General features: G+C 63.3%; 19 protein-coding genes and 1 pseudogene. 10 read left to right on the forward strand and 10 right to left on the reverse strand.

All coding sequences use genetic code 11. The features are described from left to right. Nucleotides 1-64 precede the first annotated feature (64 nt). The 8 genes from ACIQ17_RS00650 to ACIQ17_RS00685 form a co-directional block, all read right to left on the reverse strand. Nucleotides 65-436, reverse strand: coding sequence for a hypothetical protein (locus ACIQ17_RS00650; protein ID WP_398464297.1), 372 nt, complete (start codon nucleotides 434-436; stop codon nucleotides 65-67). After that, nucleotides 433-3648 (reverse strand): efflux RND transporter permease subunit, encoded by a 3216-nt coding sequence (locus ACIQ17_RS00655; protein ID WP_398464299.1) that lies wholly within the window; start codon nucleotides 3646-3648, stop codon nucleotides 433-435. The genes ACIQ17_RS00650 and ACIQ17_RS00655 overlap by 4 nt, the downstream gene beginning before the upstream one ends. Before the next feature lie 102 nt (nucleotides 3649-3750). Further along, nucleotides 3751-4707, reverse strand: a complete 957-nt coding sequence (gene ihpB, locus ACIQ17_RS00660; RefSeq protein WP_398464301.1) for a divalent metal ion exporter adaptor subunit IhpB — start codon at nucleotides 4705-4707, stop codon at nucleotides 3751-3753. Further along, nucleotides 4704-5975 carry a divalent metal ion exporter subunit IhpA gene (gene ihpA, locus ACIQ17_RS00665; RefSeq protein WP_398464304.1) on the reverse strand — a complete coding sequence of 424 codons (1272 nt, stop codon included), beginning with the start codon at nucleotides 5973-5975 and terminating at the stop codon, nucleotides 4704-4706. The genes ihpB and ihpA overlap by 4 nt, the downstream gene beginning before the upstream one ends. 765 nt (nucleotides 5976-6740) lie before the next feature. Continuing rightward, nucleotides 6741-7931: an MFS transporter gene (locus ACIQ17_RS00670; RefSeq protein ID WP_398464306.1), complete on the reverse strand. Its 1191-nt coding sequence runs from the start codon at nucleotides 7929-7931 to the stop codon at nucleotides 6741-6743. After that, nucleotides 7928-9127, reverse strand: coding sequence for an MFS transporter (locus ACIQ17_RS00675; RefSeq protein ID WP_398464363.1), 1200 nt, complete (start codon nucleotides 9125-9127; stop codon nucleotides 7928-7930). The genes ACIQ17_RS00670 and ACIQ17_RS00675 overlap by 4 nt, the downstream gene beginning before the upstream one ends. Before the next feature lie 97 nt (nucleotides 9128-9224). Further along, nucleotides 9225-10553, reverse strand: coding sequence for an FAD-dependent oxidoreductase (locus ACIQ17_RS00680; protein WP_398464308.1), 1329 nt, complete (start codon nucleotides 10551-10553; stop codon nucleotides 9225-9227). A 48-nt stretch (nucleotides 10554-10601) separates the two neighbouring features. After that, nucleotides 10602-10916 (reverse strand): helix-turn-helix transcriptional regulator, encoded by a 315-nt coding sequence (locus ACIQ17_RS00685; RefSeq protein ID WP_211911374.1) that lies wholly within the window; start codon nucleotides 10914-10916, stop codon nucleotides 10602-10604. Nucleotides 10917-11026: 110 nt separating this feature from the next. Between ACIQ17_RS00685 and ACIQ17_RS00690 the strand changes: the two genes are divergently transcribed. The 7 genes from ACIQ17_RS00690 to ACIQ17_RS00720 all read left to right on the forward strand — a co-directional run bounded on the left by ACIQ17_RS00690 (nucleotide 11027) and on the right by ACIQ17_RS00720 (nucleotide 17508). Continuing rightward, nucleotides 11027-11404 carry an ArsR/SmtB family transcription factor gene (locus ACIQ17_RS00690; protein ID WP_398464311.1) on the forward strand — a complete coding sequence of 126 codons (378 nt, stop codon included), beginning with the start codon at nucleotides 11027-11029 and terminating at the stop codon, nucleotides 11402-11404. 180 nt (nucleotides 11405-11584) lie between these two features. Continuing rightward, nucleotides 11585-12643, forward strand: coding sequence for an ACR3 family arsenite efflux transporter (gene arsB, locus ACIQ17_RS00695; protein WP_398464313.1), 1059 nt, complete (start codon nucleotides 11585-11587; stop codon nucleotides 12641-12643). Further along, nucleotides 12640-13038 carry an arsenate reductase (glutaredoxin) gene (gene arsC, locus ACIQ17_RS00700; RefSeq protein ID WP_398464315.1) on the forward strand — a complete coding sequence of 133 codons (399 nt, stop codon included), beginning with the start codon at nucleotides 12640-12642 and terminating at the stop codon, nucleotides 13036-13038. Before arsB ends, arsC begins: the two co-directional genes overlap by 4 nt. Further along, a complete protein-coding gene (gene arsH, locus ACIQ17_RS00705; RefSeq protein WP_398464317.1) occupies nucleotides 13025-13741 on the forward strand; it encodes an arsenical resistance protein ArsH in 717 nt (238 codons plus the stop codon). Before arsC ends, arsH begins: the two co-directional genes overlap by 14 nt. 213 nt (nucleotides 13742-13954) lie before the next feature. Next, nucleotides 13955-14758 (forward strand): PhnD/SsuA/transferrin family substrate-binding protein, encoded by an 804-nt coding sequence (locus tag ACIQ17_RS00710; RefSeq protein ID WP_398464319.1) that lies wholly within the window; start codon nucleotides 13955-13957, stop codon nucleotides 14756-14758. Nucleotides 14759-14762: 4 nt separating this feature from the next. Next, entirely contained in the window at nucleotides 14763-16205 is a 1443-nt protein-coding gene (locus ACIQ17_RS00715) for a sensor histidine kinase (protein WP_398464321.1), read from the forward strand. Beyond that, nucleotides 16195-17508: a sigma-54-dependent transcriptional regulator gene (locus tag ACIQ17_RS00720; protein WP_398464323.1), complete on the forward strand. Its 1314-nt coding sequence runs from the start codon at nucleotides 16195-16197 to the stop codon at nucleotides 17506-17508. Before ACIQ17_RS00715 ends, ACIQ17_RS00720 begins: the two co-directional genes overlap by 11 nt. Nucleotides 17509-17528: 20 nt before the next feature. Here the strand turns inward: ACIQ17_RS00720 and ACIQ17_RS00725 are convergent, their stop codons facing one another. Next, nucleotides 17529-18392: a metalloregulator ArsR/SmtB family transcription factor gene (locus ACIQ17_RS00725; RefSeq protein WP_398464325.1), complete on the reverse strand. Its 864-nt coding sequence runs from the start codon at nucleotides 18390-18392 to the stop codon at nucleotides 17529-17531. A 265-nt stretch (nucleotides 18393-18657) separates the two neighbouring features. Between ACIQ17_RS00725 and ACIQ17_RS00730 the strand changes: the two genes are divergently transcribed. From ACIQ17_RS00730 to ACIQ17_RS00740, 3 genes and pseudogenes are all read left to right on the forward strand, one after another. After that, nucleotides 18658-19179: an arsenate reductase (azurin) small subunit gene (locus ACIQ17_RS00730; RefSeq protein ID WP_398464365.1), complete on the forward strand. Its 522-nt coding sequence runs from the start codon at nucleotides 18658-18660 to the stop codon at nucleotides 19177-19179. Nucleotides 19180-19192: 13 nt separating this feature from the next. Beyond that, nucleotides 19193-21790 (forward strand): annotated as a pseudogene (locus tag ACIQ17_RS00735) (arsenate reductase (azurin) large subunit). Nucleotides 21791-21857: 67 nt separating this feature from the next. Beyond that, on the forward strand, nucleotides 21858-22241 hold the full coding sequence (locus ACIQ17_RS00740; RefSeq protein WP_398464327.1) for a c-type cytochrome: 384 nt from the start codon (nucleotides 21858-21860) through the stop codon (nucleotides 22239-22241). 54 nt (nucleotides 22242-22295) lie between these two features. On the opposite strand, the gene pstS is transcribed toward ACIQ17_RS00740, so the two are convergent. Beyond that, nucleotides 22296-23312 carry a phosphate ABC transporter substrate-binding protein PstS gene (pstS, locus tag ACIQ17_RS00745; protein ID WP_398464329.1) on the reverse strand — a complete coding sequence of 339 codons (1017 nt, stop codon included), beginning with the start codon at nucleotides 23310-23312 and terminating at the stop codon, nucleotides 22296-22298. Nucleotides 23313-23374 lie beyond the last annotated feature (62 nt).

Below are 23374 nucleotides of genomic sequence, written 5' to 3' on the forward strand. Positions count from 1 at the left end.
GTTGGCGCTATTCCATGCCTTGACCCGTTGCATTCGCAATCGACGACGGCCTGGGCAGAGGTCCTCAATTCTTGAACTTGACCTGTCCGGACCTGCCTTCGGGATTCTTGAGCGTTATGCTGATCGCGGAGCCTGGCGCGACTTCCTTTTTGACCTCGGCTTTCAGCGCATTTCCGTCCGGAACGAGCTTGATCGCTTCGCGATCGCTGCCGGATACAAGGAGCGCTGAGCCAGAGAACCCCTCTGCCGACATCGCCTTGCCGCTCTTCTCGTCAAAGATGTTGAACAGGATCGTCTTACCCTTCGCGACCATTTCGACATCGACGCCCACTATGTCCTCCATCGGGCCGCCGTTAGGACCTTTTTGGCTGGATTGTTGCGAGATGGCTGGTCCGGCAGTCAGCAGGACGGCTACAATGATCAGGATCTTCTTCACCGATGTTCTCCTTCGATCGTGTTGAATGAGTTCGTCTCCACGCGGGCAGGCGACCTTTCGCGCCGGAATAGGATGTAGAGCGCTGGGAGGACGAGGAGCGTCAGGACGGTGGAAGAGATGATCCCACCTATCACGACCGTGGCCAGCGGTCGTTGAACCTCTGCGCCCGCGCCGGTGGCGATCGCCATCGGCACGAAGCCGAGAGAGGCGACGAGTGCGGTCATCAAGACCGGTCGCAGCCGGGTCAAGGCTCCTTCCTGGACGGCTTGCATGATGGTTCTGCCTTCGCCGCGCAGCCTCTCGATAAAGGTTATGATCACCAGACCATTCAGCACCGCAACGCCGGAAAGCGCAATGAAGCCGATGCCCGCGCTGATCGAAAGAGGGATGCCTCTCAATGCCAGGGCGAATATCCCACCAGTCAACGCCAACGGGACACCACTGAAGACCAGAAGAGCGTCGGCAGACGATCCCAGGCTGATGAACAGCAACAGGAATATGAGCAGCAGAGCTATCGGTACAACGATCATGAGACGCTGGGTCGCCGAAACGAGTTGCTCGAACTGTCCGCCCCATCCGATCCAATAGCCGGCGGGCAGCTTCACCTTCTCTGCGATCTGGTTCTGCGCGTCGGTCACGAATGAGCCGAGATCCCTGCCGCGGACATTGGCGGACACGACGATGCGGCGCTTGCCGTCCTCCCGGCTTATCTGGTTCGGACCAGGGGCCACCAGGATTTCGGCCAGCTCGGACAATGGCACGTATCGCATCTGCGCGAGTGGAGACGCTACCAGCGCCGTCGGCTGGGCTCTGGTTTGGCCGTCGATTGGCGGCAGCGGTATCGGAAGCGCTTTCAGGGCCTCCACGTCCGAGCGCAGATTCTCCGGCAGCCTCACGACAAGATCGAAACGACGGTCACCCTCGAATACAAGACCTGCGCTCTTCCCGCCGACTGCGACTTCGACCAGGCTTTGCACGTCGGATACGCTGATGCCGAGCCGGGCCAAGGCTCTTCGTTCGAGCCTGACGGTCAGCACAGGGAGGCCTGCGACCTGCTCGGTCTTGACGTCGGCGGCGCCGTCCACTTTTTCGAGCACAGACTGCGCCCGGGCGGCGATCTGGGTCAGGACTTCGAGATCGTCTCCGAATATCTTCACCCCCACGTCGCTGCGCACGCCGGAGATCAGGTCGTTGAAGCGAAGCTGTATCGGCTGCGACAGTTCGTAGTTGCTACCGGCGATTTCTTCGGCTGCCTCCTCGATTTCCTTGACGAGCGATAACTTTGATTTGCTCGGATCGGGCCACCGGTCGCGCGGTTTCAGCATGACGTAGCCATCGGAGATCGACGGCGGCATTGGATCGGTGGCGACCTCCGCGGTGCCGGTGCGGGCGAACGTTTCCTTCACTTCCGGGATCTCCAGAAGCCTTCTCTCCAAGGACTTCTGCATCTCGACGGATTGAGTGAGGCTGGTGCCGGGAATTCGAATCGCCTGGATGGCGACGTCGCCCTCGTCGAGGCTGGGGATGAATTCGCCGCCCATCCGGGAAGCCATATAGCCGCTGACGATCATCAACGCGACAGCCGCGACCGCTACCAGGCTCCGATACCGGATGGCCAGGTCCAATACCGGAACGTAAGACCGGTGGGCCAGGCGCATGAACCAGTTCTCGGATTCAGACACCCTACCCGTGACGAAAATCGCGACCGCGGCAGGCACGAACGTCATCGAGAGGATGCTCGCTCCCAGGAGGGCAATGAGCACGGTCAAAGCCATCGGCGTGAACATCTTGCCTTCGACGCCTGTCAAGGTGAGGACCGGGAGATAGACGACTGCGATGATCAGGGTGCCGAACAGACTAGGCTTAATCACCTCGCGCGAGCCTCTGATGATGGTGTCAAAGCGTTCTCCGCGCGTCAGCATGCGGCCTCGCGCGCTCTGTTCGTGCGCGAGCAGGCGCAGGCAGTTCTCGACGATGATGACCGCACCGTCGATGATGATGCCAAAGTCGATGGCGCCCAGGCTCATGAGATTGGCGCTGACCTTGTTCTCGAACATGCCGGTGACGGTGAACAACATGGCGAGGGGAATGACCAACGCCGTGGCGAATGCCGCCTTGAAGTTGCCGAGGATCAGAAAGAGAATGACGACGACCAGAAGAGCGCCCTCCACCAAGTTCTTCTCGACCGTGGCGATCGTGGCATCCACTAGATGCGTTCGGTCGTAGACCGCTCGCACGATCACGCCGTCGGGAAGGGACTTGCCGATCGCATCGATCTTCGCGGAAACGCGCTGCGCCACCGTCCGGCTGTTCTCGCCGATCAATAGCATCGCCGTACCCATCACGACTTCCTTGCCGTCGAGCGTCGCTGCACCGGTACGAAGGTCCGTGCCTTCCTTCACCTCGGCCACGTCCAGGATTCGAACGGGAATGCCGTTTCGCGATCCGATGACGATCTGCTGGATCTCTTCGATGTTCGATACTTGGCCGGGCGTACGGACCAGATACTGCTCGCCGTTCCTTTCGATGTACCCGGCACCCACATTCGCATTGTTCGCGGCCAACGACGTCATCACTTCGCGGAAACTCAGGCGGTAGGCCATCAACCTGCTCGGATCCGGAAGGACATGAAACTGCTTTTCGAAGCCGCCGATCGTGTTGACCTCATTGACACCCGGGACGTTGCGAAGCTGTGGTTTGATGATCCAATCCTGAATCGTCCGCAGATCGCTCGGCGTGTATGGGTTCCCCTCGGCATTTTTCGCGTCGGGCGCTGAATCGACGGTGAATTGGTAGATTTCCCCCAATCCGGTCGAGACAGGTCCCATAGCGGTCTCGACACCGACAGGAAGACTGTCCTTCACCCGCTGCACGCGCTCGTTGACGAGTTGGCGGGCGAAGTAGATGTCGGTGCTGTCTTTGAAGACGACCGTCACCTGGCTCAAGCCGTAGCGGGACAGCGATCGCGTATTGACGAGCTTCGGCAAGCCGCCCATTGCCGTTTCGATTGGGAAGGTGATGCGCTGCTCGACCTCCAACGGGGAGTAGCCCGGCGCGCTGGTATTGATCTGGACCTGCACGTTCGTGATGTCCGGCACCGCGTCGATCGGCAGCCGCGTGAAATTCCAGATTCCGAAGGCGCCCATGACGAAAACGCCGATCATCACCAGCCACCGGTGACGGACCGAGAAGACGAGCATCGAGTCGATCATCGTCGGCCTCCGATTGGGAAGAGGCGCGGGCCAATTTCTACGACGACGAGTGAGCGGTCTCGGGTCGGCGGCCAAGCACCTTCGCGTAGGACATAGGGAGAATCAGTCATGATCGGCACCGCCCTTGCCCATCTCCGACTTGACGATGAAGCTGTTTCTGGCCGCATACCGGTCGCCCTCGAGCAGCCCGAACAGTATCTCTACATTTTCGGCGTCTCGCGCCCCGATCTCGACATCGCGCGCCTCGAACTTGGCACCCTCTCGGACGAAGACGACGTTGCGGTTTTCAAGGGTTTGGAGAGCCGACGTTTTTACTGCGACCGCCACCGTCTTGGCGGAGAGGATGAGGCGCGCGGATACGAACAATCCTGTCCGGAGGCGCAGGCCCTCGTTCGGGACGACAGCACGTACCAGCGCGCTCTGAGTGTCGCTGCTTCCGACCGGCGAGACGTACGATATTTTCGCCTCTATCGGGTCCGATCCGTCGTCGACGTCGATGATCAACGCGTCGCCAAGCTTCACCCGCGGCAGATCGCGCCGGTACACGGACAGATCTACCCACACATTCGAGATGTCGGCGACGGTAAACGCGGGCTTTTGCTCGGATGCGTACTCGCCGAGCGAAATCTGACGGTCGATTACGGTTCCCGAGATCGGCGCACGCATTTCGTAAGTGGTCAGACTCTGATTGCTCTCGACCTTCGCCAACAAATCGTTCTGCGCAACGGTATCACCGATGCGCCTCTTGATTTCACGCACGATGCCCGGGAAGCGTGGCGTGACATGCACCAGTGTTTCCTGGTTCGGCTGGATGATCCCATTCAGAACCAAAGCGTTTCGCAACGTCGCCTCGCCGGCGCGGGCTACTTCGATCCCTGAGGCAGCGACCTTCGCATCGCTCATCGCGACACCGCCCTCTTCGTCTTCGCCTTTCTCGGCCTTCTTCTGTTGCTTTCCGGTAGGCTCGGACGGCTTACCCGCTGCGGATGCGTAGACGCCGTATCCCGCAACAGCGACCGCGAACGCCGCTACGGCAATGACGAAAGTTTTCTTGTTCATCGTGCGCTCCCCCGCGCCAGCGCGAATGGATTGCCGACCAGACCCTCGATGGTGGCGACGGCGACGTGGAAATTCTGCTGGGCCTCCTGTTCGCGAAGCCGCGCCTGTGCGACGCTTGCTTGTGAGTCCAGCACTTCGAGCAGCGAATAGCGGCCCTGACCGTATCCTTCGAAAATAGCGTTAGCCGCATCGTTCGACCTTGGTAGAGCGGCCTCGCGGAGAATTGCGAGTTCGCGGAGCGAGCCCTGCAGCGTGTCGTATGCGCGGCCGGCCACCACGATCAGCGTGTTGCGGTTGGCTTTCCGCTCGGCCGCTGTCTTGGCCAGGCTTTCCTGCGCGGAGATGATGTTGCCTTGATTCTGATCGAACACGGGAATTGGAATCGAGACCGACAGCCGTACCGCGTCATCGCCCGTCGAGTTGTAGTGCCGCCATCCGGCCGAGACCGTGACATCGGGATAGGGTTTCAGACGCGCGAGGATCAATTGGGCGTTGCGCTGCGCGTATACCGCCGTCCAGCGCACCAGTTGAGGGTTGGCATCTATCGCCGCGACCACGGCCTGAAAGGCCGGGGGCCGACCTGTCGTGTCGAGGCGTCCCGATACCGCGCCGAACTTGGGTTCGATATCGCCCATCAGGACGGCCAGTTCGCGGCGCGCCGTGGCCAGCGACGATTTCGTGCGCTCGCGATCGGCCTTGACGAGCGCTGATGCGACTTCCGCTCGTCCCGTTTCCGCGATGGAAGATGCCCCCGCCTCTACGCGCCGCTGCAGCAGTGGCGTGATCCGGTCGATGGCTCCGATCTGCTCGTTGAGGATCTCGATCCTCCGCTGCAGGCCGAGAACGTTGAGGAAGGCAATCGCGGTCTCGCCCAGCACCTCCAGTCTGACCGCCTGCCGCTCGATCGAGGCCTGATCCAGGCCGGCCTGGCCCGCGGCGATGCGAGCATCCCTCTTTCCCGAAAGCTCGAACATCTGGCTGATTTGCAGCGTCGTTTCGGCAGACCGAGTTCCCCGGTAGGCACCGGTACCGAACGAATCGTCCTGTTCGTATGAGATTTCCGGATTGATCAGGGCGCCGGATTGGATGCGCTGACCGCGGGCGACGCCTACATCGCGCTCGGCAGCCGTCAGCCGGGGACTGGCGTTGAGCGCGCGCCTTAGGGCAGCTCCCATGGTGAGGGTTTGCGAGTGCGCGGCGCCTGCCGGCGACAAACAGGCGAGCAACGTGATGGCGCACGCGATACGCGTGGCATTTTTCGATAACATATTGGAGACCTGACAGGGACGGACTCAGGGCGCGACGCGCCCGGTGATTGAGCTCAGGTCAGGTGTTTGGGTGGCGGGAAAACGAGCCACGCGTGGTCGGAGGCCGCGAAAGGACCCGCGTGCGTGCTGGTGAAGCCGAACGTGGCGGATGTGATCGTTTCCGCAACCGAACACGGGACCACGGCCGCCGAACATGTCGGGCAGTGATCGCAGAGTGCGAGTTGCGGGACCGAGCCGCCGTCACGGGAGGCGTCGGACACCTGTTCTGAGCCAAAAGCGGAGGTGACCTGATCCACGCAAGAAACTTGATAGGTAAGGCAAGCGGTCAGGTAGAATAACGCCAGAAAGATTCTAAACCCGCGGAGGATTTCGCCCTCCCGGCCTTGCCGAACAACGCTTGTCGATGGCAGTTTGCATCCAGCCCCGGATAGCAAATTCACCGAGCAAAGGCCATCACAATCAAGTCAATGCGCAATGGAAACGTCTGCTCCTCGCGACCGCTGCGGTTCTGGTTCGTGCGCAGGGTCCTGACGCGACGGGACCGGCAAGAAATTCGACGAGCCAAGAAAGGGTTGCCTGCTTCTGAGACTTCGGGTTGCGTCGAACCGCTGTAGGTGACCCGCGCGGATCAGCGGACTGCATTTGTGCCCGAAATTGAGGTGCGGCTTCCGAGGATTCCGCCCAGCGACCAATCCGGACCGATCGTAGGCAGTGCGAACGCGCGCTGCTTCGCTTCACCGTCAATCATGAACGTCGTGACCGCCTTCAGCCCGCGCGTGCTGCGGCCGTCTCGCCGGCGGGGCGGGGACGCTTCGACAGCAGGAGAAGGGCGGATAGTGCCGCGAGGCTCAGCAGCGAGGTGATGATCAGCACCCGCCCGCTCATGATCTCGATCAGCACGCCGAACGCGACGGGAGCGAGGGCCTGGCAGATGCGCGACGGCGCCCCGAGCAATCCGAGTCGATAGCCGTAATTCTCTGGACCGAAGATCGAGAGAGGCAGGGTGCCTCTGGCGATCGTCAGGATGCCGTTGCCGGCACCGTGCAAAAGCGCGAATGCCGCGGCCGCTCCCCCTCCGAACAGCGCGATGACGCCGGCCCCGATCGGATGCGTGATGCAGGCGAGGCTCGTCGAGAAGAGCGGATGGAAGCGGTTCAACAGCCCGGCCTCGACGATGCGTGCGGCCACCTGTGCGGGTCCGATCATCATTCCCGCGAACACGGCCTGGGCGGGCGTGGCTCCGAAGCTCTCGACGATCCGGGGGAGGTGCGCGGCCATCGCCGACGTGACGGTCCAAGCCGCGGCGAACGCGAAGGACAGTAGGATCATCGTGCCGTCGATCGCGACGTGCGGCTTCGCGGCCGGCGGCTCCGCCTCGCTGCGGACCGCACGCTCGGTCTTCGGAAGGAAGAGCATGTTGAGCGACAGCCCGATCACGATGTGAGCGGCCGCCCAACCGAAGCAGGTGCCCCGCCATCCGATCGTATCGAGGCCCAGCGTGCTCAACGGCCATCCGATCGTGCTGGCGAATCCTGCGAGAAGCGTGATGCCGGTGATCGGGCGCCGGGCCTTGTCGCCGAAGATGCGCCCGAGGGCGCCGAACGCCGCATCGTAGAGACCGAGTCCCATTCCGATGCCGAGCAGCAACCAGGCGAGGCCGAGCATCCACAACGAAGATGCCAGCCCGAGCAACGCGAGGCCGCCGGCAAACAGCAGGTTCGAGGCGCACAGGACCTGCCTGCCGCCGACGCGGTCGATCTGCCGGCCGACACGGGGGCCGAGCAATCCCGAAATGACGAGCGATGCGGAAAATGCTGCGAAGAACCAGTTGCTCGATATACCGAGATCGCGCGCGATGGGATCGGCGAGGATGGCCGGCAGATAGTAGCTGGATGCCCAGGCCAGCGTCTGCGTCGTTCCGAGCGAAAGGATGATGGGAAGCTGGCGATCGGTCATTCCATGGAGTCCATATCGAGAGACGATGTCGTCGGGATTGGAGCGGCTCGCGACCATCTCAATGCCAGCGGACCGATAAGAATTCCGGCGGCGAGCACCGCGAATGCCGCGAACCACGCGGACGGCACGTTGGGACCTCCGGACGCGTCGAGCGCGGCTCCAACGCACCAGGCCCCGAGCGCGGACAGTCCGAAGCCGACGGTCGAATGGACGGCCATGGTCGCGCCCCTGCTCTCCGGAAGAGCGGACATCGCCATGCCTGCGGTCAGCGCGCCGGAATCGGCCGGCACGGTGATCGCGTACAGGATGAGGAGGGGAAGCAAGGCATAGGGCGAAGCCCCGGCAAGCGCGCCGATAGACAGCCCAACGCAAGCCGACACGATCATGACGACCGAGACCGCGCAGTGGCGGCCGAACCGGATCGCGAGCTCGTTCCCGATGATGCTGGAAGGCATCGCCAGGAGGGAGAATCCGAAGCTCACGGCAACCGGCGTCAGGACGCCGGCGCCGCCGTTGTGCGCGACGACGAATGTCCAGAAGGCGACGAGCCAGGTCCGGATGCCGTAGAGCTCGAAGCAGTGCGCTCCGTAGCCAAGCACGTACCCCATCGCGGGCTTGTTCCGCAGCACCGGTCCGAACGCGAGCAACTTGGTGGTGGTGGCCTTGGGCGTGACGGGCGTCAGGGACAGGCAGACGGCCATCATCACCAAAGGTCCAAGAGCGGTGGTGTAAAATGCGGCGCGCCAGCCGAATTGCTCCGCCACGATCTGAGAGACGAGAAACGACAGCCCGACGCCGAGCGAGAAGCTCGACGTGTACAGGGTGACCGCGCGCGAAGAGTCGCCGGGTTCAAGGCGGTCCGTCAGAGCCTTCAGGCCGGGCATGTAGGCGCCCGCGAAGCCGATGCCGGCCAAGGCCCAGAGCGCCGCTCCCGACCAGAAGCCGTTCGCGAACATTCCGAAGGCGACCGTCGCGACCGAGCTCAACGCAGAGCCGGCGATCAGGATCAGACGGGCGTCGATCCTGTCGGTCAGCGTGGACAATACCGGGACGGCCAGCATGTATCCGGCCGCGAAGCTCCCGGCGAGCAAACCCGCGGACGTGCCGGTCAGGCCCCATTCCGGAATCAGAAATTGCGCCAGTATCGACGGCACGGCGACATGCGGCAGCAGATTGCCCAACTGGCCGACGCACATGGCCAAGATGGCAGGCTTCCCCTGAAGATTGCCGCGCCACCTCATTCGCGGAACGACCGTGAAGGTTCGGCGCCTACGATCGACGTCCGGACGGCAGTCATGGGCGCGGACCGCAACAACCGGTGGAGGGAGCCGGGGGCGGTGTCCCGCAGCACGACGTTGCCACGGCGACGCCGCTCTCGACGCCCCCGCGCGTGCAGACGCCGGTCTCGGGCAGCTCGAGTTCGACCCGCTCGGCCGCGGCACGGTCGCCGGCGATGTCCGCGGCGATCGAGCGGACCTGTTCGTAGCCGGTCGCCATGAGGAAGGTCGGTGCCCGGCCGTACGATTTCATGCCGGAGATGTAGAGTCCCGGATCGTCCTGCGCGAGTTCGCGCGCGCCGTGAGGCCTGACCGTTCCGCAAGAGTGCTCGTTGGGATCGATCAGCGGCGCGAGCGCGACGGGCGCCTCGATCGCGGGATCCAGGCGGATCCTCAGTTCGCTCAGGATCGACAGGTCCGGACGGAAGCCGGTCGCGACGACGAGTTCGTCCACGACCACGTGCCGGCCGCAGCAGGCGGACCCGGCTCCGACGCGCAGGCGGTCTCCGGACGAGGCCACATGCGAGACCGCGAATCCTTGCTCAAGCTCGATCCGGCCTGATGCCACCAGCGAAGCGAAGGTCGTGCCCAGCTCGCCGCGGGCGGCCAGCTTGTCGTTCACTCCGCCCCCGTAGGATTTGGAAGGGTCGTTCCCGCGCAGCAGCCAGATCACCCGCGTATCGGGGACGTCCGCGCGGAGATGCGCGAGCTCCGTCAGGGTGCCCATCGCCGAGTGCCCCGCGCCGAGCACCGCCACCGTTTTGCCGGCGTAGCGCCCGCGTGCCGTTCCGCGCACATCCGGCATTCCGTAGGCGATCCGGTCTGCGGACTCGCGTTCGCCGGCCGCGGGAAGCCCGTTCGCGCCAGCCGGGTTCGGCAACGACCAGGATCCGGATGCGTCGATCACCGCATCGGCGAGGAGGGTCTCCGGCCCCTTGCCGTTCCGGTACCTGATTTCGAACGGCGCCGTTTCCCGGCCGGCCGACTTTGCCTTGTCGAAGCCGATCCGACCGATGGCCTCGACTCTGCTCGCCGTCCGGATCACGTCCCACAGCGGGGTCCGCGTGGCGAGGGGCTCGATATAGCGCTCGATGAGCTCCGCTCCCGTCGGATAGACGTGCGGGTCGGGAGAGTTCCAGCCCGTTGGCTCGAGCAGGCGGGCCGCAGCCTTATCGATATTGTATTCCCAGGGCGAGAAGAGCTGCACGTGTCCCCATTCGCGTACGGAGGCGCCGGCGGCATGGCCGGCTTCCAGCACGATCGGCATCATGCCGCGCTCCATGACGTGAGCCGCCGCCGCCAGGCCCACGGGGCCCGCTCCGATGATCGCCACTGTTTTCGGCATGTTGTTCTCCGATCCTTCTAGTATCATCGAAATTACGGACGAAGCCCATCACGCGGCCGACTGCGTATCCGCGCATTTCTCGTCCGCGCAGCACTCGGCGACCAGGAAATCGACCAGCCCCTGCATATTGGCGTACTGCGCGTGGCAGACGAGCGTCGTCGATTCCCGCACCTGCGAGATCAGATCGACCGCCACCAGCGCCTTGATGTGATGTGAGAGCGTCGAGGCCGGAATCTTGAGCCTCTCCTGCAGACGGCCGACCGGCATCCCGGCCTGGCCGGCGCGAACCAACGCGCGGTAGATCCGGAGGCGGGTTGGGTTGCCGAGCGCTTCGAGCCTGGCCGCTGCGTCTTCAATCTTCATGGGGGCAAGATGAGCTCGCCGCCCCAGACAGTCAACCATATTTCTAGAATATTCGAAATTATCGCCGATGCTGGGTTGACGCGCCGCGTCATTTCCGTAAGTCTGGATATATGGAAAACGAACAAGCAGTCCTCGGGCTCGCCGCGCTCGCCCAAGGCACTCGTCTTCAAGCGTTCCGCGCGCTGGTACAGCACGAACCGGAGGGTCTCCCGGCCGGCGACCTGGCACGGCTGCTTGAGGTTCCGCAGAACACGCTCTCGGCCCATCTGTCGATTTTGGCGAGGGCCGGGCTCGTCGTGAGCGAGCGCCGCAGTCGCTCTATCGTCTACCGCGCCGAGATCTCTTCGCTGCAGGCGATCATCCTTTTCATGCTTCAGGACTGCTGCGGCGGACGTGCCGAATTCTGCGCGCCGGTGATCGAGCAACTTGCGTCCTGCTGCGCGCCGCCCAAGACGAAAGCGAAGACTAAGGAGCGATCCCGTGCCTGACACGACCGGATGGCGGGGGTTAACGCGTTCGCCTACCGTCGGCAGCCGAGGCGCTGGAAACGAATTCGACCGGCGTAGGCCACAAAGGACGGCCCAAGCCTTCGCTGGCGTCTGTAGCGGCCCGCTGCCGACGAGAGACGACATCACACCCACCCCGACCATTCCGAGCCGAAAGCGTCCATGAGCATCTTCGAACGATATCTGACTCTCTGGGTCATCCTCTGCATCGCCGCAGGCGTCGCATTGGGTCATGCATTGCCGGGACTCTTCTCGGCGGTCGCCGGCGCCGAAGTGGCGAATGTCAATTTGCCCGTCGCCGTCCTCATCTGGCTCATGATCATCCCAATGTTGCTAAAGATCGACTTCGGAGCGCTGGGCAAAGTGACCGAGCATGCCAGAGGCGTGGGTGTGACCCTGTTCATCAATTGGGCCGTGAAGCCTTTCTCGATGGCTCTCCTTGGCACCTTCTTCATCGCCCATGTGTTCGCGCCGTTTCTACCGGGCGACCAGATTCCATCGTATATCGCCGGACTGATCCTGCTGGCGGCGGCTCCCTGTACCGCGATGGTGTTCGTCTGGTCCAACCTGGTCAACGGCGATCCCAACTACACGCTCGGCCAGGTCGCGCTGAACGATGTACTGATGGTCTTCCTCTTCGCTCCCATCGTCGGACTGCTGCTCGGCGTCGCGTCGGTATCCGTGCCGTGGGCGACGCTCCTCCTCTCCGTCGCGCTCTACATCATCGTGCCGGTGATCGTCGCCCAGTTGTGGCGCCGCTCGCTGTTGGCGTCCGGACAGGGCGCCTTCGACCGCACGATGGCGCGCCTGCAGCCTCTGTCGCTCGTCGCCCTGCTGGCCACGCTGGTCCTGCTCTTCGGCTTCCAAGGCGAACAGATCATCGCGCAGCCGACCGTCATCGCGATCCTCGCCGTGCCTATCCTTATTCAGGTCTACTTCAACGCCGGACTGGCCTACGTGATGAGCCGCTATCTCGGCGTGGCCTGGTGCGTCGCCGCGCCCGCAGCGCTGATCGGCGCGAGCAACTTCTTCGAACTCGCCGTTGCCGCTGCGATCAGCCTGTTCGGCCTCAACTCTGGCGCGGCGCTGGCGACCGTCGTCGGCGTGCTGGTCGAGGTCCCCGTCATGCTGACCGTCGTGAAGATCGTGACGGCATCCAAGGATTGGTACGAAGCCGGCAGCGATCGCGCCGGCAACAAGAGCGCGGAGCTTCCCCGATGACCATCACCATCTATCACAATCCGAATTGCGGCACTTCGCGCAACACCCTGGCTATGATCCGGCAGAGCGGCGAGGAGCCGGTCGTGATCGAATACCTGAAGTCGCCGCCGAACCGGGAACGGCTCAAGGAGCTGATCGCGGCGATGGGCATCGGCGTCCGCGCCTTGCTGCGCGAAAAGGGAACGCCGTATGCGGAACTTGGTCTGGACGATCCGACGCTGTCGGACGACGCCCTCCTTGATGCGATGATGGCCCATCCCATTCTCATCAACCGACCGATCGTCGTGTCGCCGACGGGCGTTCGTCTATGCCGTCCCTCGGAGCAGGTCCTCGACCTGCTTCCGCGGAAGATCGGCCGTTTCGTGAAGGAGGACGGCGAAGTTGTCGAAGCCTGATCTACCCAACATCAACGAGCAGGCGTTCACAGTGCCGGACCAAGGTGCGCTCCGCGCAAGTCCGTCGCTGCACAAGCCCCGCATTCTCCTATTGTACGGATCCTTGCGCGAGCGTTCCTTCAGCCGCTTCGCCACAGAGGAAGCGGCGCGTCTACTTCAGAGCTTCGGCGCCGAGACCCGCATCTTCGATCCGACGGGCCTTCCGCTTCCGGACGGCGCTCCGGCCGAGCATCCGAAGGTGCAGGAACTGCGCGACCTCACGACCTGGTCCGAAGGGCAGATGTGGTGCAGTCCGGAACGCCACGGCGCGATGACCGGCATCATGAAGGCGCAAATCGATTGGATACCTCTATCGGTCGGCGCGGTTCGTCCGACGCAAGGCAAGACGCTGGCGGTTATGCAAGTCAGTGGGGGTTCGCAATCGTTCAATGCGGTGAACCAGCTTCGGGTGCTCGGCCGCTGGATGAGGATGATCACGATCCCCAACCAGTCGTCCGTCGCCAAGGCGTACGAACAGTTCGACGACGAAGGCCGGATGAAGCCTTCGCCGTACTACGACCGCATCGTCGATGTTGCGGAAGAGCTGGTAAAGTTTACTCTGCTGACGCGCGACGTCTCCGGCTACCTGACCGATCGCTATAGCGAGCGCAAGGAATCGGCCGAGAAACTGTCCGAGCGGTTGAGCCTCTCGAAAGCGCTGTGAGTTCGAGCGCGATTGCAGATTAAGTGTTTTTGAGTTCCGGCCCGTACGCCGGCGAAGTGAGGTGTTTCGACCAAGGAATTTAGGACCTGCGCTTTCGGCAAATGGCCATGAGAGGCGCGGTCGGATAGGAGTGCGAGGTGTCGTATTCTCCGGACCCGAAGCCAAGCCGGTCACGTGCTTTCGTTATGCGGCGCCACGCTTGTTTCTACGCGTTTGGCCACACCGGCCATCGCAAAGACCGCTGTTGTCCAATTCGGCCTGACACCTGTCTTCCTCACCTCCGATCTAGAACTGCTCGGTCGTCTGCAATCCTACCTCCAGCGAAGCACCGGATGCGCGGTCCGTCTCGTCAACCGCCGAACCTATCAGGAGGTGACGACGCTCCTCACATCCGGGCAGATCGACGGCGCATGGATCTGCGGCTACCCCTTCGTCAGCCACCGGACCGAGCTGCAGTTACTGGCGGTGCCACAATGGCGTGGTCGTCCGCTCTACCGCAGCCTCGCGATCTGCGACGCCGATCGTGACGCATCGGACCTGACGTCGCTCCGAGGAGACGTGCACGCCTTCTCCGACCCGGACTCGAATTCCGGATGCCTCGTCACCAAGGCGGCCCTGATATCTCGCGGCTTCCGTCCGGAAACGTTCTTCGCCAAGACTCTCTTCACGTACGGGCATCGCGACGTCATCCGCGCGGTCGCGGCCGGTCTGGTGCAATCGGGCTCGGTCGATGGCTATGTTTACGACGTGGTCTCGAAGCTCGAGCCCGCATTGACCTCGCGCACCCGGATCGTGTCGGCGTCGGAGTGGCTGGGGTTTCCGCCGATCGCTGCGCCGAAGCTGCCGCCGGATGCGGAGCTGCATTCGCTGCTGAAGAACGCGCTCCTGACCATGCATCAGACGGAGGACGGCCGCGCGGTGCTGGAGATGCTCCAACTGGACAGGTTCTCCTCGGAAGCTCCCGAGCTGTTCGATCCCATCGCCATCAAGGCGGCGCTCGTCGCCGCGGCGGGGTAGCCCGATGAACATGGTCGCCAAAGCCAAACGTCCCTGGCCGTTGACCGCGAAGGTGCCGCTGGCCGTCGTGTGTCTGATGGTCGTCGTCGGAGCGTTGCTCTCGCATCAGGTCGTGAGCAAGCTCGACGAGAGGCAGGTGCAGTCGTTCGACGACCTGTCGCGCAGCTACCTGGACGGCCTGGCGTCGGCCATCGGGCCCTCCGTCTTGCGGGAGGACAGTTGGGAGGTCTTCGATGCGATCGAGCGTGCCCAGGCGGGCTATCGCAGCCTCCGCCCCATCGAAACGGTCGTGACGAATGCGGACGACCGGGTCATCGCCGCGTCCGATCCGAAACGCCATCCGATCGGCGCGGAATACGACGGCAAACAGCGGAGCGGCCGCGACGGTTATGATCCCGGCGGAGATGAGGCAAGCGTCCAGCGCGCGCTCGCCTATCCCGGCCGGACGGCGGGGACGATCTATGCGCGGTTCGACACGCGGCATCTCGCGAGCGACAGGCGCAGCGTCGCCATCGCGCTCGCCTTGTCAAACTCCATCCTGGTCCTGGTATTCGCCGCGGCGGGCTGGCTACTCACCCGCAAGATGCTGGAGCCGGTGAAGATCCTTTCCGACCACCTCGGTGCAGCCAAGGACTCGGCGAAGGAGATACCGAACGACGCGATCGCGGGTGCACATGGGGAGTTTGGTGATCTGTTCCGTTCCTACAATGGCTTGGTCCGCTCCATGCACGAACGAGAGGATCTTGCGCGACGTCTCGCGAGGGAGCGTCGGATAAGCATACTGGGACGCCTGGCCTCCTCCGTCGCACATGAAATCAACAATCCGCTCGGGGGTCTCTTCAACGCGGTGGCGACACTGAAATCGCACGGCCATCTGCCCAGCGTTCAACAGAACTCGATCGGTCTGCTCGACCGCGGTCTTCAGGCGATCCGCGACACGGTCCGGACCACTCTCTCCGCATATCGAAGCGATCGGAATCCGCGCGTATTCGAAGCGCGCGATCTGGACGATCTCGCGCTTCTTTCGGCACCGGAGGCCCGGCGCAAGGGCGTCAGCATCCGGATCGTCAATGGTGTCGCGTCGAATGCAGTCACGTCTTTCCCGAGCACGCCAATCCGGCAGGTCGTCCTCAACCTTCTGCTCAACGCCATCGCAGCGACGCCGCCGGGTGGGGGTGTTTCGCTCGAAGCCGGTCTCGACGGTGCTGTCCTGCTTCTTTCGATCCGAGACGATGGCGACGGAATGCCCGCTTGGGCGATCGACGTTCTCACCCGAGGCGCGCCGCTTCCGCCACCGGACCGCAGTGGCTTGGGATTGTGGGCAGCGAGCCGCTTCGTTGCCGACATGCACGGAGCCGTTTCCGTGCAGACGCCTTCCGGGGGAGGCACGATAGTCGACGTAAGGATCCCTAGCCGCCGCGAAAGGGAGTTGGCCGATGTTGCGTGATGAGAAATGCGTCGCCCTCGTCGAGGATGACCCGATCATGGGCGAGAGCCTTGTTCAGCGGCTCGCTCTGGATGGCATCGCCGTCCAGTGGTGGAGAAACGGCCGCGACGCGTTGGCCGCGATGGAGACTGGCCGCTTCAGAGCGGTCGTCTGCGACATCAAGCTTCCCGACATGAGCGGAGAGGAGCTTTTCACCGAGACGTCCAGATCCATGAGGACGCCTTTCCTCTTCATCACCGGTCACGCCGACATCGACCAGGCCGTCCGACTGATGCGCGCCGGCGCGGCCGACTACGTGACGAAACCCTTCGACGTCGAGACGTTGCTCACCCGGCTGGAAACCATCGGAGCGGATGAAGGCGCCGGAGACGAAGTCCTCGGATGCTCGGCAGCATCGCGGCGCGTCGAGCGGTTGCTCAGAAAACTGTCCAGCGTCAACACGACGGTGCTGCTGACCGGCGAGACTGGTAGCGGCAAGGAGGTGGCGGCCCGCTTTCTTCATGCGTCCTCCGCACGCTGCCGCGAGCCGTTCATGGCCGTCAACTGCGCGGCGATTCCTTCCCAACTCCTGGAAAGCGAGCTGTTCGGGCACGAAAAGGGGGCATTCACCGGCGCGGCGCAGAGGCATCTCGGTTATGCGGAACGCGCCGGCGCGGGTGTGCTCTTTCTGGACGAGATAGGCGAACTCCACCCAGACCTGCAGGCCAAGCTGCTGCGCCTGGTTCAGGACCGTTCCTTCCACCGGGTAGGCGGGGAACGTCCGATCGCGTTCAACGGCAGGCTCGTCGCGGCGACGAATGCCGATCTCGCGGCGATGGTCGATGCAGGCCGTTTCAGGGAGGATCTGCTTTACCGGATCAACGTCGTAAGCGTCGAAGTGCCAGCACTTCGCGACCGTCTGGAGGACATCCCACTCCTGATGAATCGCTTCTTCTCCGATCTTGCCGACGAGATGGACAGCAGTCTGCGGGGCTTCGACGTCGGGGCGGAAGAGGCTGCGTTGGCGCATGCATGGCCCGGGAACGTGCGCGAGCTCCGCAACAGGGTCGAGCGCGCCGTGGCCCTGAGCGACGGCATGTGGATCACCGCCGCCGACCTGTTTCCCGAAAGCGTCCGCTCGGAACCCGTCGGCAACGCATTTCTTCAAACGCTCGAGGATGTGCGTCAGTCCGCCGAGCGGAGACACATCGCGCGGGCGCTCGCCTCCACGGGCGGCGAAACCGGAGCGGCCTCGAAGCTGCTCGGAATCGGAAGATCCACCCTCTGGGAGAAGATGAAGCGACTGGGCCTGACGCCCGAGTGACATCGTCGTTGCGGCGAGTGTTACACGGCGTCGGCCAACCTGGTCGCCTCGGTCGCGCCTTCCATCCGTCCGATCGCCGCGAGATCCCGCTTGAGCGCCGAGAGATCGGAGGTCTCCACGGGCAGATTGACGAAAGCGGTCAATCTTGCGGCCAGGCGGCGATAGGCGGAAAGAAAGGCGGCGCGCTGCACGTCCTTGGTGCCCTTCACTTCGGCCGGGTCCGGAATGCCCCAATGCGCCTGCAGCGGATGGCCGGCCCAGGTGGGACACTGCTCGCCGGCGGCGGCGTCGCAGACGGTCACGATGAAATCCATCGCCTTGCTGCGCTTCCCGGCGAACTTGCTCCACCCCTTCGAACTGAGGGCCGAAGTATCGTAGCCGAGACCATCCAGCAATTCCAAGGCAAGCGGATGCGGTCCGCTTTGAGGCCGACTGCCCGCGGAGTGCGCCCGAAAACGCCCGCCGCCCTCGCGGTTGAGTATGGCTTCCGCCATGATCGACCGGGCCGAATTGCCCGAGCAGAGGATCAGGACGTCGTAGGACTTGGAATCATCGAGGGGGCGCCGCTGAGGGAACTGATCGTCGCTGACCGGACGCATCTCGCCGAGCATCACGTCGAAGAGGTTGCCGATCTGACCCGATTTCGCGGCATAGATGATCGATCGGCCCTCGCGCCTGCTGGTCAGCAGCCCCGCCCGCTCTAGCTGCGAAAGATGGGTCGACATAGTGTTGTGCGGCACCGCGAGCAGGCGCGCGACGTCGCCGGCGGGCAGACCATAGGGTAGATAGCGCGCAAGCAGCCGGAACGCTTCGAGACGCGTCGGCTGCGCGAGACTGGCGAACATCTCGACCGCGTCGTCGGTCGTGAACAGGTCTGGCTTCATGCTGGATGGAATCTTCCGGACGGGCATCCGTCGAAGATAGTCGACATATCGGTTCCTGCAACGCGGCATGTCGCGCGACGATCCGGAAATCCGGATGAGCACTGCCTTTGGCCGTCCGGATTTCCGGACGACGGCCCGTCGGTCTGACCCTTCCTCGTTTGATTTCGAACGGCTTTTCGCCGCGACGACGACTGGCGCGATGCCTGCAATGTCCTTCCCGTCCGATGGGACGAAACGAAAAGCGACGGTCCGGGGAGACGACGAAATGAAGAAGTGCGACGGCCTGGTCGATATGCGACGCAGGCATTTTCTCGGTGGCGCCGGCGCGATGACCGCGGCCGCGGCGACCATGTCGGTCCTCCCCAAGGAGGCCAAAGCTGAACCGCGCGCGGGCCTCGTCAAATATCCCTCGAACAGACTCGGCAACGTCAAGGACCTCAAGGTCAACGAGCCGATGTCCGTTGCCTATCCGGACGACGACGCGCCGGGTGTCCTTCTCAAGCTCGGTCAGAAGGTCGCGACCGGAGCGGGACCCGACGGGGACATCGTCGGCTTCTCGTCCGCATGCCCGCACAAGGGGTTTCCCCTCAACTACAACGCCGGCGATCGGACCATGAACTGTCCGGGACATTATTCGCGCTTCGACTGCGAGCGCGGCGGTCAGCAGGTCTGGGGACAGGCGACGCAGAACCTCCCTCAATACGTGCTGAGGATCGACGGCAACGGCGACATCTTCGCCGAAGGCGTCGACGAACTTATCTTCGGCCGCCTGTCGAACGTCCTCTGAGGGAGCACATGACATGACCTACAAGCGACAAATCGGCACCCTCCCGATCGTGCCGGCGGACGCCAAGGAGCACAACGTCGTCTGCCACTACTGCATCGTCGGCTGCGGCTACAAGGCGTATTCCTGGGATGCGCGCTACGAAGGCGGGACCGCCCCGGGCGAGAACAAGTTCGGCGTGGACCTGTCGAAGCAGCAGGAGGCCGAGACCACGGCCTGGTATGCGCCGTCGATGTACAACATCGTCAAACAGGACGGCCGCGACGTGCATATCGTGATCAAGCCGGATCACGACTGCGTCGTGAATTCCGGGCTCGGTTCGCCGCGTGGCGCCCGCATGGCGGAGATGAGCTATTCGCGCCAGCGGAACACCCAGCTTCAAAGGCTGACCGATCCTCTCGTCTGGCGCTACGGTCAGATGCAGCCGACCAGTTGGGACGACGCGCTCGACCTCGTCGCGCGCGTCACTGCGGCCGTGATCAACGAACAGGGCGAAGACGGCCTCTTCGTGTCGGCTTTCGATCACGGCGGCGCCGGCGGCGGCTATGAGAACACCTGGGGTACCGGGAAGCTCTATTTCGGTGCGATGAAGATCAAGAACATCCGCATCCACAACAGGCCGGCCTACAATTCCGAGGTGCACGGCACCCGCGACATGGGCGTCGGCGAGCTCAACAACTGCTACGAAGACGCCGAGCTTGCCGACACGATCGTCGCCGTGGGCACCAACGCGCTCGAGACGCAGACCAACTACTTCCTCAATCACTGGATCCCGAACCTCCGCGGAACGTCGGTCGACAAGAAGAAGGCCGAGTTCGGCAACGAGGCGGTCGACCGGGGCCGCATCGTCTTCGTCGATCCTCGCCGCACGGTGACGGTCAATGCCTGCGAGATCGAGGCCGGCAAGGACAACGTGCTGCACCTGCCCATCAATTCGGGCACCGACCTCATCCTGTTCAACGCGTGGTTGACCTACGCCGCCGACAAGGGGTGGATCGACAAGCCGTTCATTGCCGCCTCGACGAAGGATTTCGACAAGGCGGTCGCGGCAAACCGTACCTCGCTCGCCGACGCAGCGAAGACCACGGGTCTGTCGGAAGCGGACATCGTCAAGGCGATCACCTAGATCGCCGAGCCGAAGGCCGGAGGCGCGCGCCGGCGCACGATGTTCGCCTACGAAAAGGGACTGATCTGGGGCAACGACAACTACCGGACCAACCAGTCCCTGGTGAACCTCGCGCTCGCGACCGGAAACGTCGGTCGTCCCGGAGGCGGCTGCGTCCGCATGGGCGGGCATCAGGAAGGCTATTCGCGCCCGTCGGACGCGCATGTCGGGAAGCCAGCTGCTTACGTCGATCAGCTCATCATCAACGGCAAGGGTGGCGTGCACCACATCTGGGGCTGCGACCACTACAAGACCACTCTAAACGCGATGGAGTTCAAGCGCGTCTACAAGAAGCGCACGGACATCGTGAAGGATGCAATGAACGCCGTCCCCTACGGAGATCGCGACGCCATGGTGAAGGCCGTGGTCGACGCCATCAAGAAGGGCGGTCTCTTCGCCGTGAACGTGGACATCGTGCCGACAATGATCGGAGAAGCATGCCACGTCGTGCTGCCGGCGGCGACGTCGGGCGAGATGAACCTGACATCCATGAACGGCGAGCGGCGGATGCGGTTGACCGAGCGCTACATGGATCCTCCTGGTCAGGCGATGCCCGATTGCATTATCGCAGCACGCATCGCCAACCATATGGAGCGGGTCTTCCGGCAGTCGGGAAAGGCGGATGTCGCGGACAAGTTCAAGGGCTTCGACTGGAAGACCGAAGAAGACGCGTTCATGGACGGCTATGCCAAGCATGAGAAAGGCGGAGAATTCGTCACCTACGCCCGGCTGCGCGCCATGGGCACCAACGGATTCCAGGAGCCCGCGACAGGCCTCGAAAGCACCGGCGCGATCGCGGCCGGCACCTCCACGGGCAAGGACGGCGAGGTACTGAAAGGGCCGGCCATCGAAGCTGCCCGCGGCAAGGAGCCGGTCCAGAAGATCGCCAGCACCGTCCCGGCACCGTCGGGCGACGTCCAGCGGGTCATCGGGACCAAGCGCCTGTATGCCGACGGCAAGTTCAATTCGAAGGACGGCAAGGCGAGCTTCGCATCGACCCAGTGGCGGGGTCTCCAGGCGCCCGGCAAGCAGGCCGAAAAGGACAAATTCCAATTCCTCATCAACAACGGCCGCGCGAATCTCGTCTGGCAGAGCGCCTATCTCGACCGCGAGAACGAGTTCGTCCGTGACAGGTGGCCATATCCCTTCATCGAGCTCAATCCGGACGACATGAAGGATCTCAAGCTCAATCCGGGCGATCTCGTCGAGGTCTACAACGACAACGGTTCGACCCAGGCCATGGCCTATCCCACGCCCACGGCAAGACGGAAGCAGGCGTTCATGCTGTTCGGCTATCCGACCGGCGTGCAGGGCAACGTCGTCTCCAAAGGCGTCAACGAGCTCGTCATCCCGAACTACAAGCAGACCTGGGGCAACATCCGGAAGATCTCCGACGCTCCGGAGAGTGTCCGCGGCCTCACCTTCAAGTCGAAGGAATATTCGGTCTAGGGCCTCGCCGGCGCCCGCGCGCCGGCGGACCTCACCTCCCTTCAATCACCAATCTGGAAAGGCCGTCATGCTCCGATCGTTCGTCGCAGCAGCGCTGTTCGCTGCCGCATCATCTTCCGCCCTCGCCCAGGATGTCGACGCAGGCAAACGCGTCTTCAACAAGTGCGTCGCCTGCCACGCCGTAGGACCGGGCGCTGCCAACAAGGTCGGCCCCGAACTGAACGGCCTTATCGGCAGGAAGGCCGGTTCGGTCGCCGGCTACAATTACTCGGATGCGAACAAGAGCTCAGGGATCGTCTGGACCGAACAGGAATTCGCAGCCTACATCCGCGACCCCAAGGCGGTCGTGAAAGGGACGAAGATGGCGTTCGCTGGTCTCAAGAACGATAAGGAGATCGCAGATATTACGGCCTATCTGAAGACCTTCGCGGCAGACGGAAAGACGCAGTAGGCGCCGGCGTGATCATGCGGAACGCGCCAGCGCGGCGCGTTCCGCATCCGGAAGCTACGACCCGAAGTCATCCTTCAGGTACTTGCCGATGCGCTCGACCAGCGAGGTCGGCAGAGTCACGTAGTCGAGCGCCGCAGCGTCTTCCGCACCGTTCTCCAGCGACCATTTGAAGAAGTCGACCGCGGTGCGCGACTTGACCGGATCCTTGGGCTTCTTCGGCATCAGGATGAACGAGGTCGCCGTGATCGGATAGGCATCATCGCCGGACGCGTCGGTCATGATGCGGTAGAAATCCTTCGCGCTGCCCCAGTCGGCGCCATCGGCCGCGGCGCGGAAGGATTTGGCATCGGGCTGCACGAAACGCCCGGCACGATTCTGGACGAGCCCATAGGTTAGCTTGTTCCGGACGGCGTAGGCGTATTCGACGTAGCTGATCGTATTCTTCGACATGCCCACATAGGCGGCAACGCCTTCATTGCCCTTCCCGCCGACGCCCACCTGCCAGTCAAGTGATACGGCTTCGCCCATCGTCGATTTCCACTCGGGGCTCACCTTCGACAGATAGTTGGCGAAATTGAACGTCGTGCCCGAACCGTCGGTCCGGTGGACCACGGTGATCGGCGCAGCCGGAAGCTGGATATCCGGATTGAGGGCTTTCAAGGCCTGATCATCCCAGTTCTTGATCTTGCCCATAAAAATTTCGGCCAACACGGTGCCGGTGAACCGGATTTTGCCTGGGGCGACGCCCTCCAGATTCACCACCGGGACCACGGCGCCGATGACGAGCGGAAATTGGCCGAGACCGGCCTTGGCGAGTTCGTCCGGCTTGAGCGGCATATCCGACGCTCCGAAGTCCACGGAGCCCGCTTTCACCTGCTGGATGCCGGCGCCCGAGCCGTTGGAGACGTAGTTGATCTTGTTGCCCGTCTTCGCCGCATAGGCCGCCGCCCACTTGGACAGGATCGGGTTCACAAAGCTCGAGCCGGAACCGTTGCTCTCTGCTGCAGCCGCTATGCTACCGGAATGCAGCAGTGCCGCGACGACCGCGACCGCGCGAAACGACTTGATCATGGAAGGCTCCTTGGATATATGTCGATATGTCTCGACATATATAACCATTGTGACGGCGCGTT

This window comes from Tardiphaga sp. (assembly GCF_044340795.1).
Lineage (GTDB): Bacteria > Pseudomonadota > Alphaproteobacteria > Rhizobiales > Xanthobacteraceae > Tardiphaga.

What these genes read in the sequence shown, in the direction of transcription:
- ACIQ17_RS00730 (WP_398464365.1), top strand. Translation starts at nt 18,658, where the DNA reads ATGAAGAAGTGCGACGGCCTGGTCGATATGCGACGCAGGCATTTTCTC.
- ACIQ17_RS00690 (WP_398464311.1), top strand. Translation starts at nt 11,027, where the DNA reads ATGGAAAACGAACAAGCAGTCCTCGGGCTCGCCGCGCTCGCCCAAGGC.
- ACIQ17_RS00740 (WP_398464327.1), top strand. Translation starts at nt 21,858, where the DNA reads ATGCTCCGATCGTTCGTCGCAGCAGCGCTGTTCGCTGCCGCATCATCT.
- ACIQ17_RS00655 (WP_398464299.1), bottom strand. Translation starts at nt 3,648, where the DNA reads ATGATCGACTCGATGCTCGTCTTCTCGGTCCGTCACCGGTGGCTGGTG.
- ihpA (WP_398464304.1), bottom strand. Translation starts at nt 5,975, where the DNA reads ATGTTATCGAAAAATGCCACGCGTATCGCGTGCGCCATCACGTTGCTC.
- ACIQ17_RS00720 (WP_398464323.1), top strand. Translation starts at nt 16,195, where the DNA reads ATGTTGCGTGATGAGAAATGCGTCGCCCTCGTCGAGGATGACCCGATC.
- arsB (WP_398464313.1), top strand. Translation starts at nt 11,585, where the DNA reads ATGAGCATCTTCGAACGATATCTGACTCTCTGGGTCATCCTCTGCATC.
- ihpB (WP_398464301.1), bottom strand. Translation starts at nt 4,707, where the DNA reads ATGAACAAGAAAACTTTCGTCATTGCCGTAGCGGCGTTCGCGGTCGCT.
- ACIQ17_RS00680 (WP_398464308.1), bottom strand. Translation starts at nt 10,553, where the DNA reads ATGCCGAAAACAGTGGCGATCATCGGAGCGGGCCCCGTGGGCCTGGCG.
- ACIQ17_RS00685 (WP_211911374.1), bottom strand. Translation starts at nt 10,916, where the DNA reads ATGAAGATTGAAGACGCAGCGGCCAGGCTCGAAGCGCTCGGCAACCCA.
- ACIQ17_RS00675 (WP_398464363.1), bottom strand. Translation starts at nt 9,127, where the DNA reads ATGTGCGTCGGCCAGTTGGGCAATCTGCTGCCGCATGTCGCCGTGCCG.
- pstS (WP_398464329.1), bottom strand. Translation starts at nt 23,312, where the DNA reads ATGATCAAGTCGTTTCGCGCGGTCGCGGTCGTCGCGGCACTGCTGCAT.
- ACIQ17_RS00725 (WP_398464325.1), bottom strand. Translation starts at nt 18,392, where the DNA reads ATGAAGCCAGACCTGTTCACGACCGACGACGCGGTCGAGATGTTCGCC.
- ACIQ17_RS00715 (WP_398464321.1), top strand. Translation starts at nt 14,763, where the DNA reads ATGAACATGGTCGCCAAAGCCAAACGTCCCTGGCCGTTGACCGCGAAG.
- ACIQ17_RS00670 (WP_398464306.1), bottom strand. Translation starts at nt 7,931, where the DNA reads ATGACCGATCGCCAGCTTCCCATCATCCTTTCGCTCGGAACGACGCAG.
- arsC (WP_398464315.1), top strand. Translation starts at nt 12,640, where the DNA reads ATGACCATCACCATCTATCACAATCCGAATTGCGGCACTTCGCGCAAC.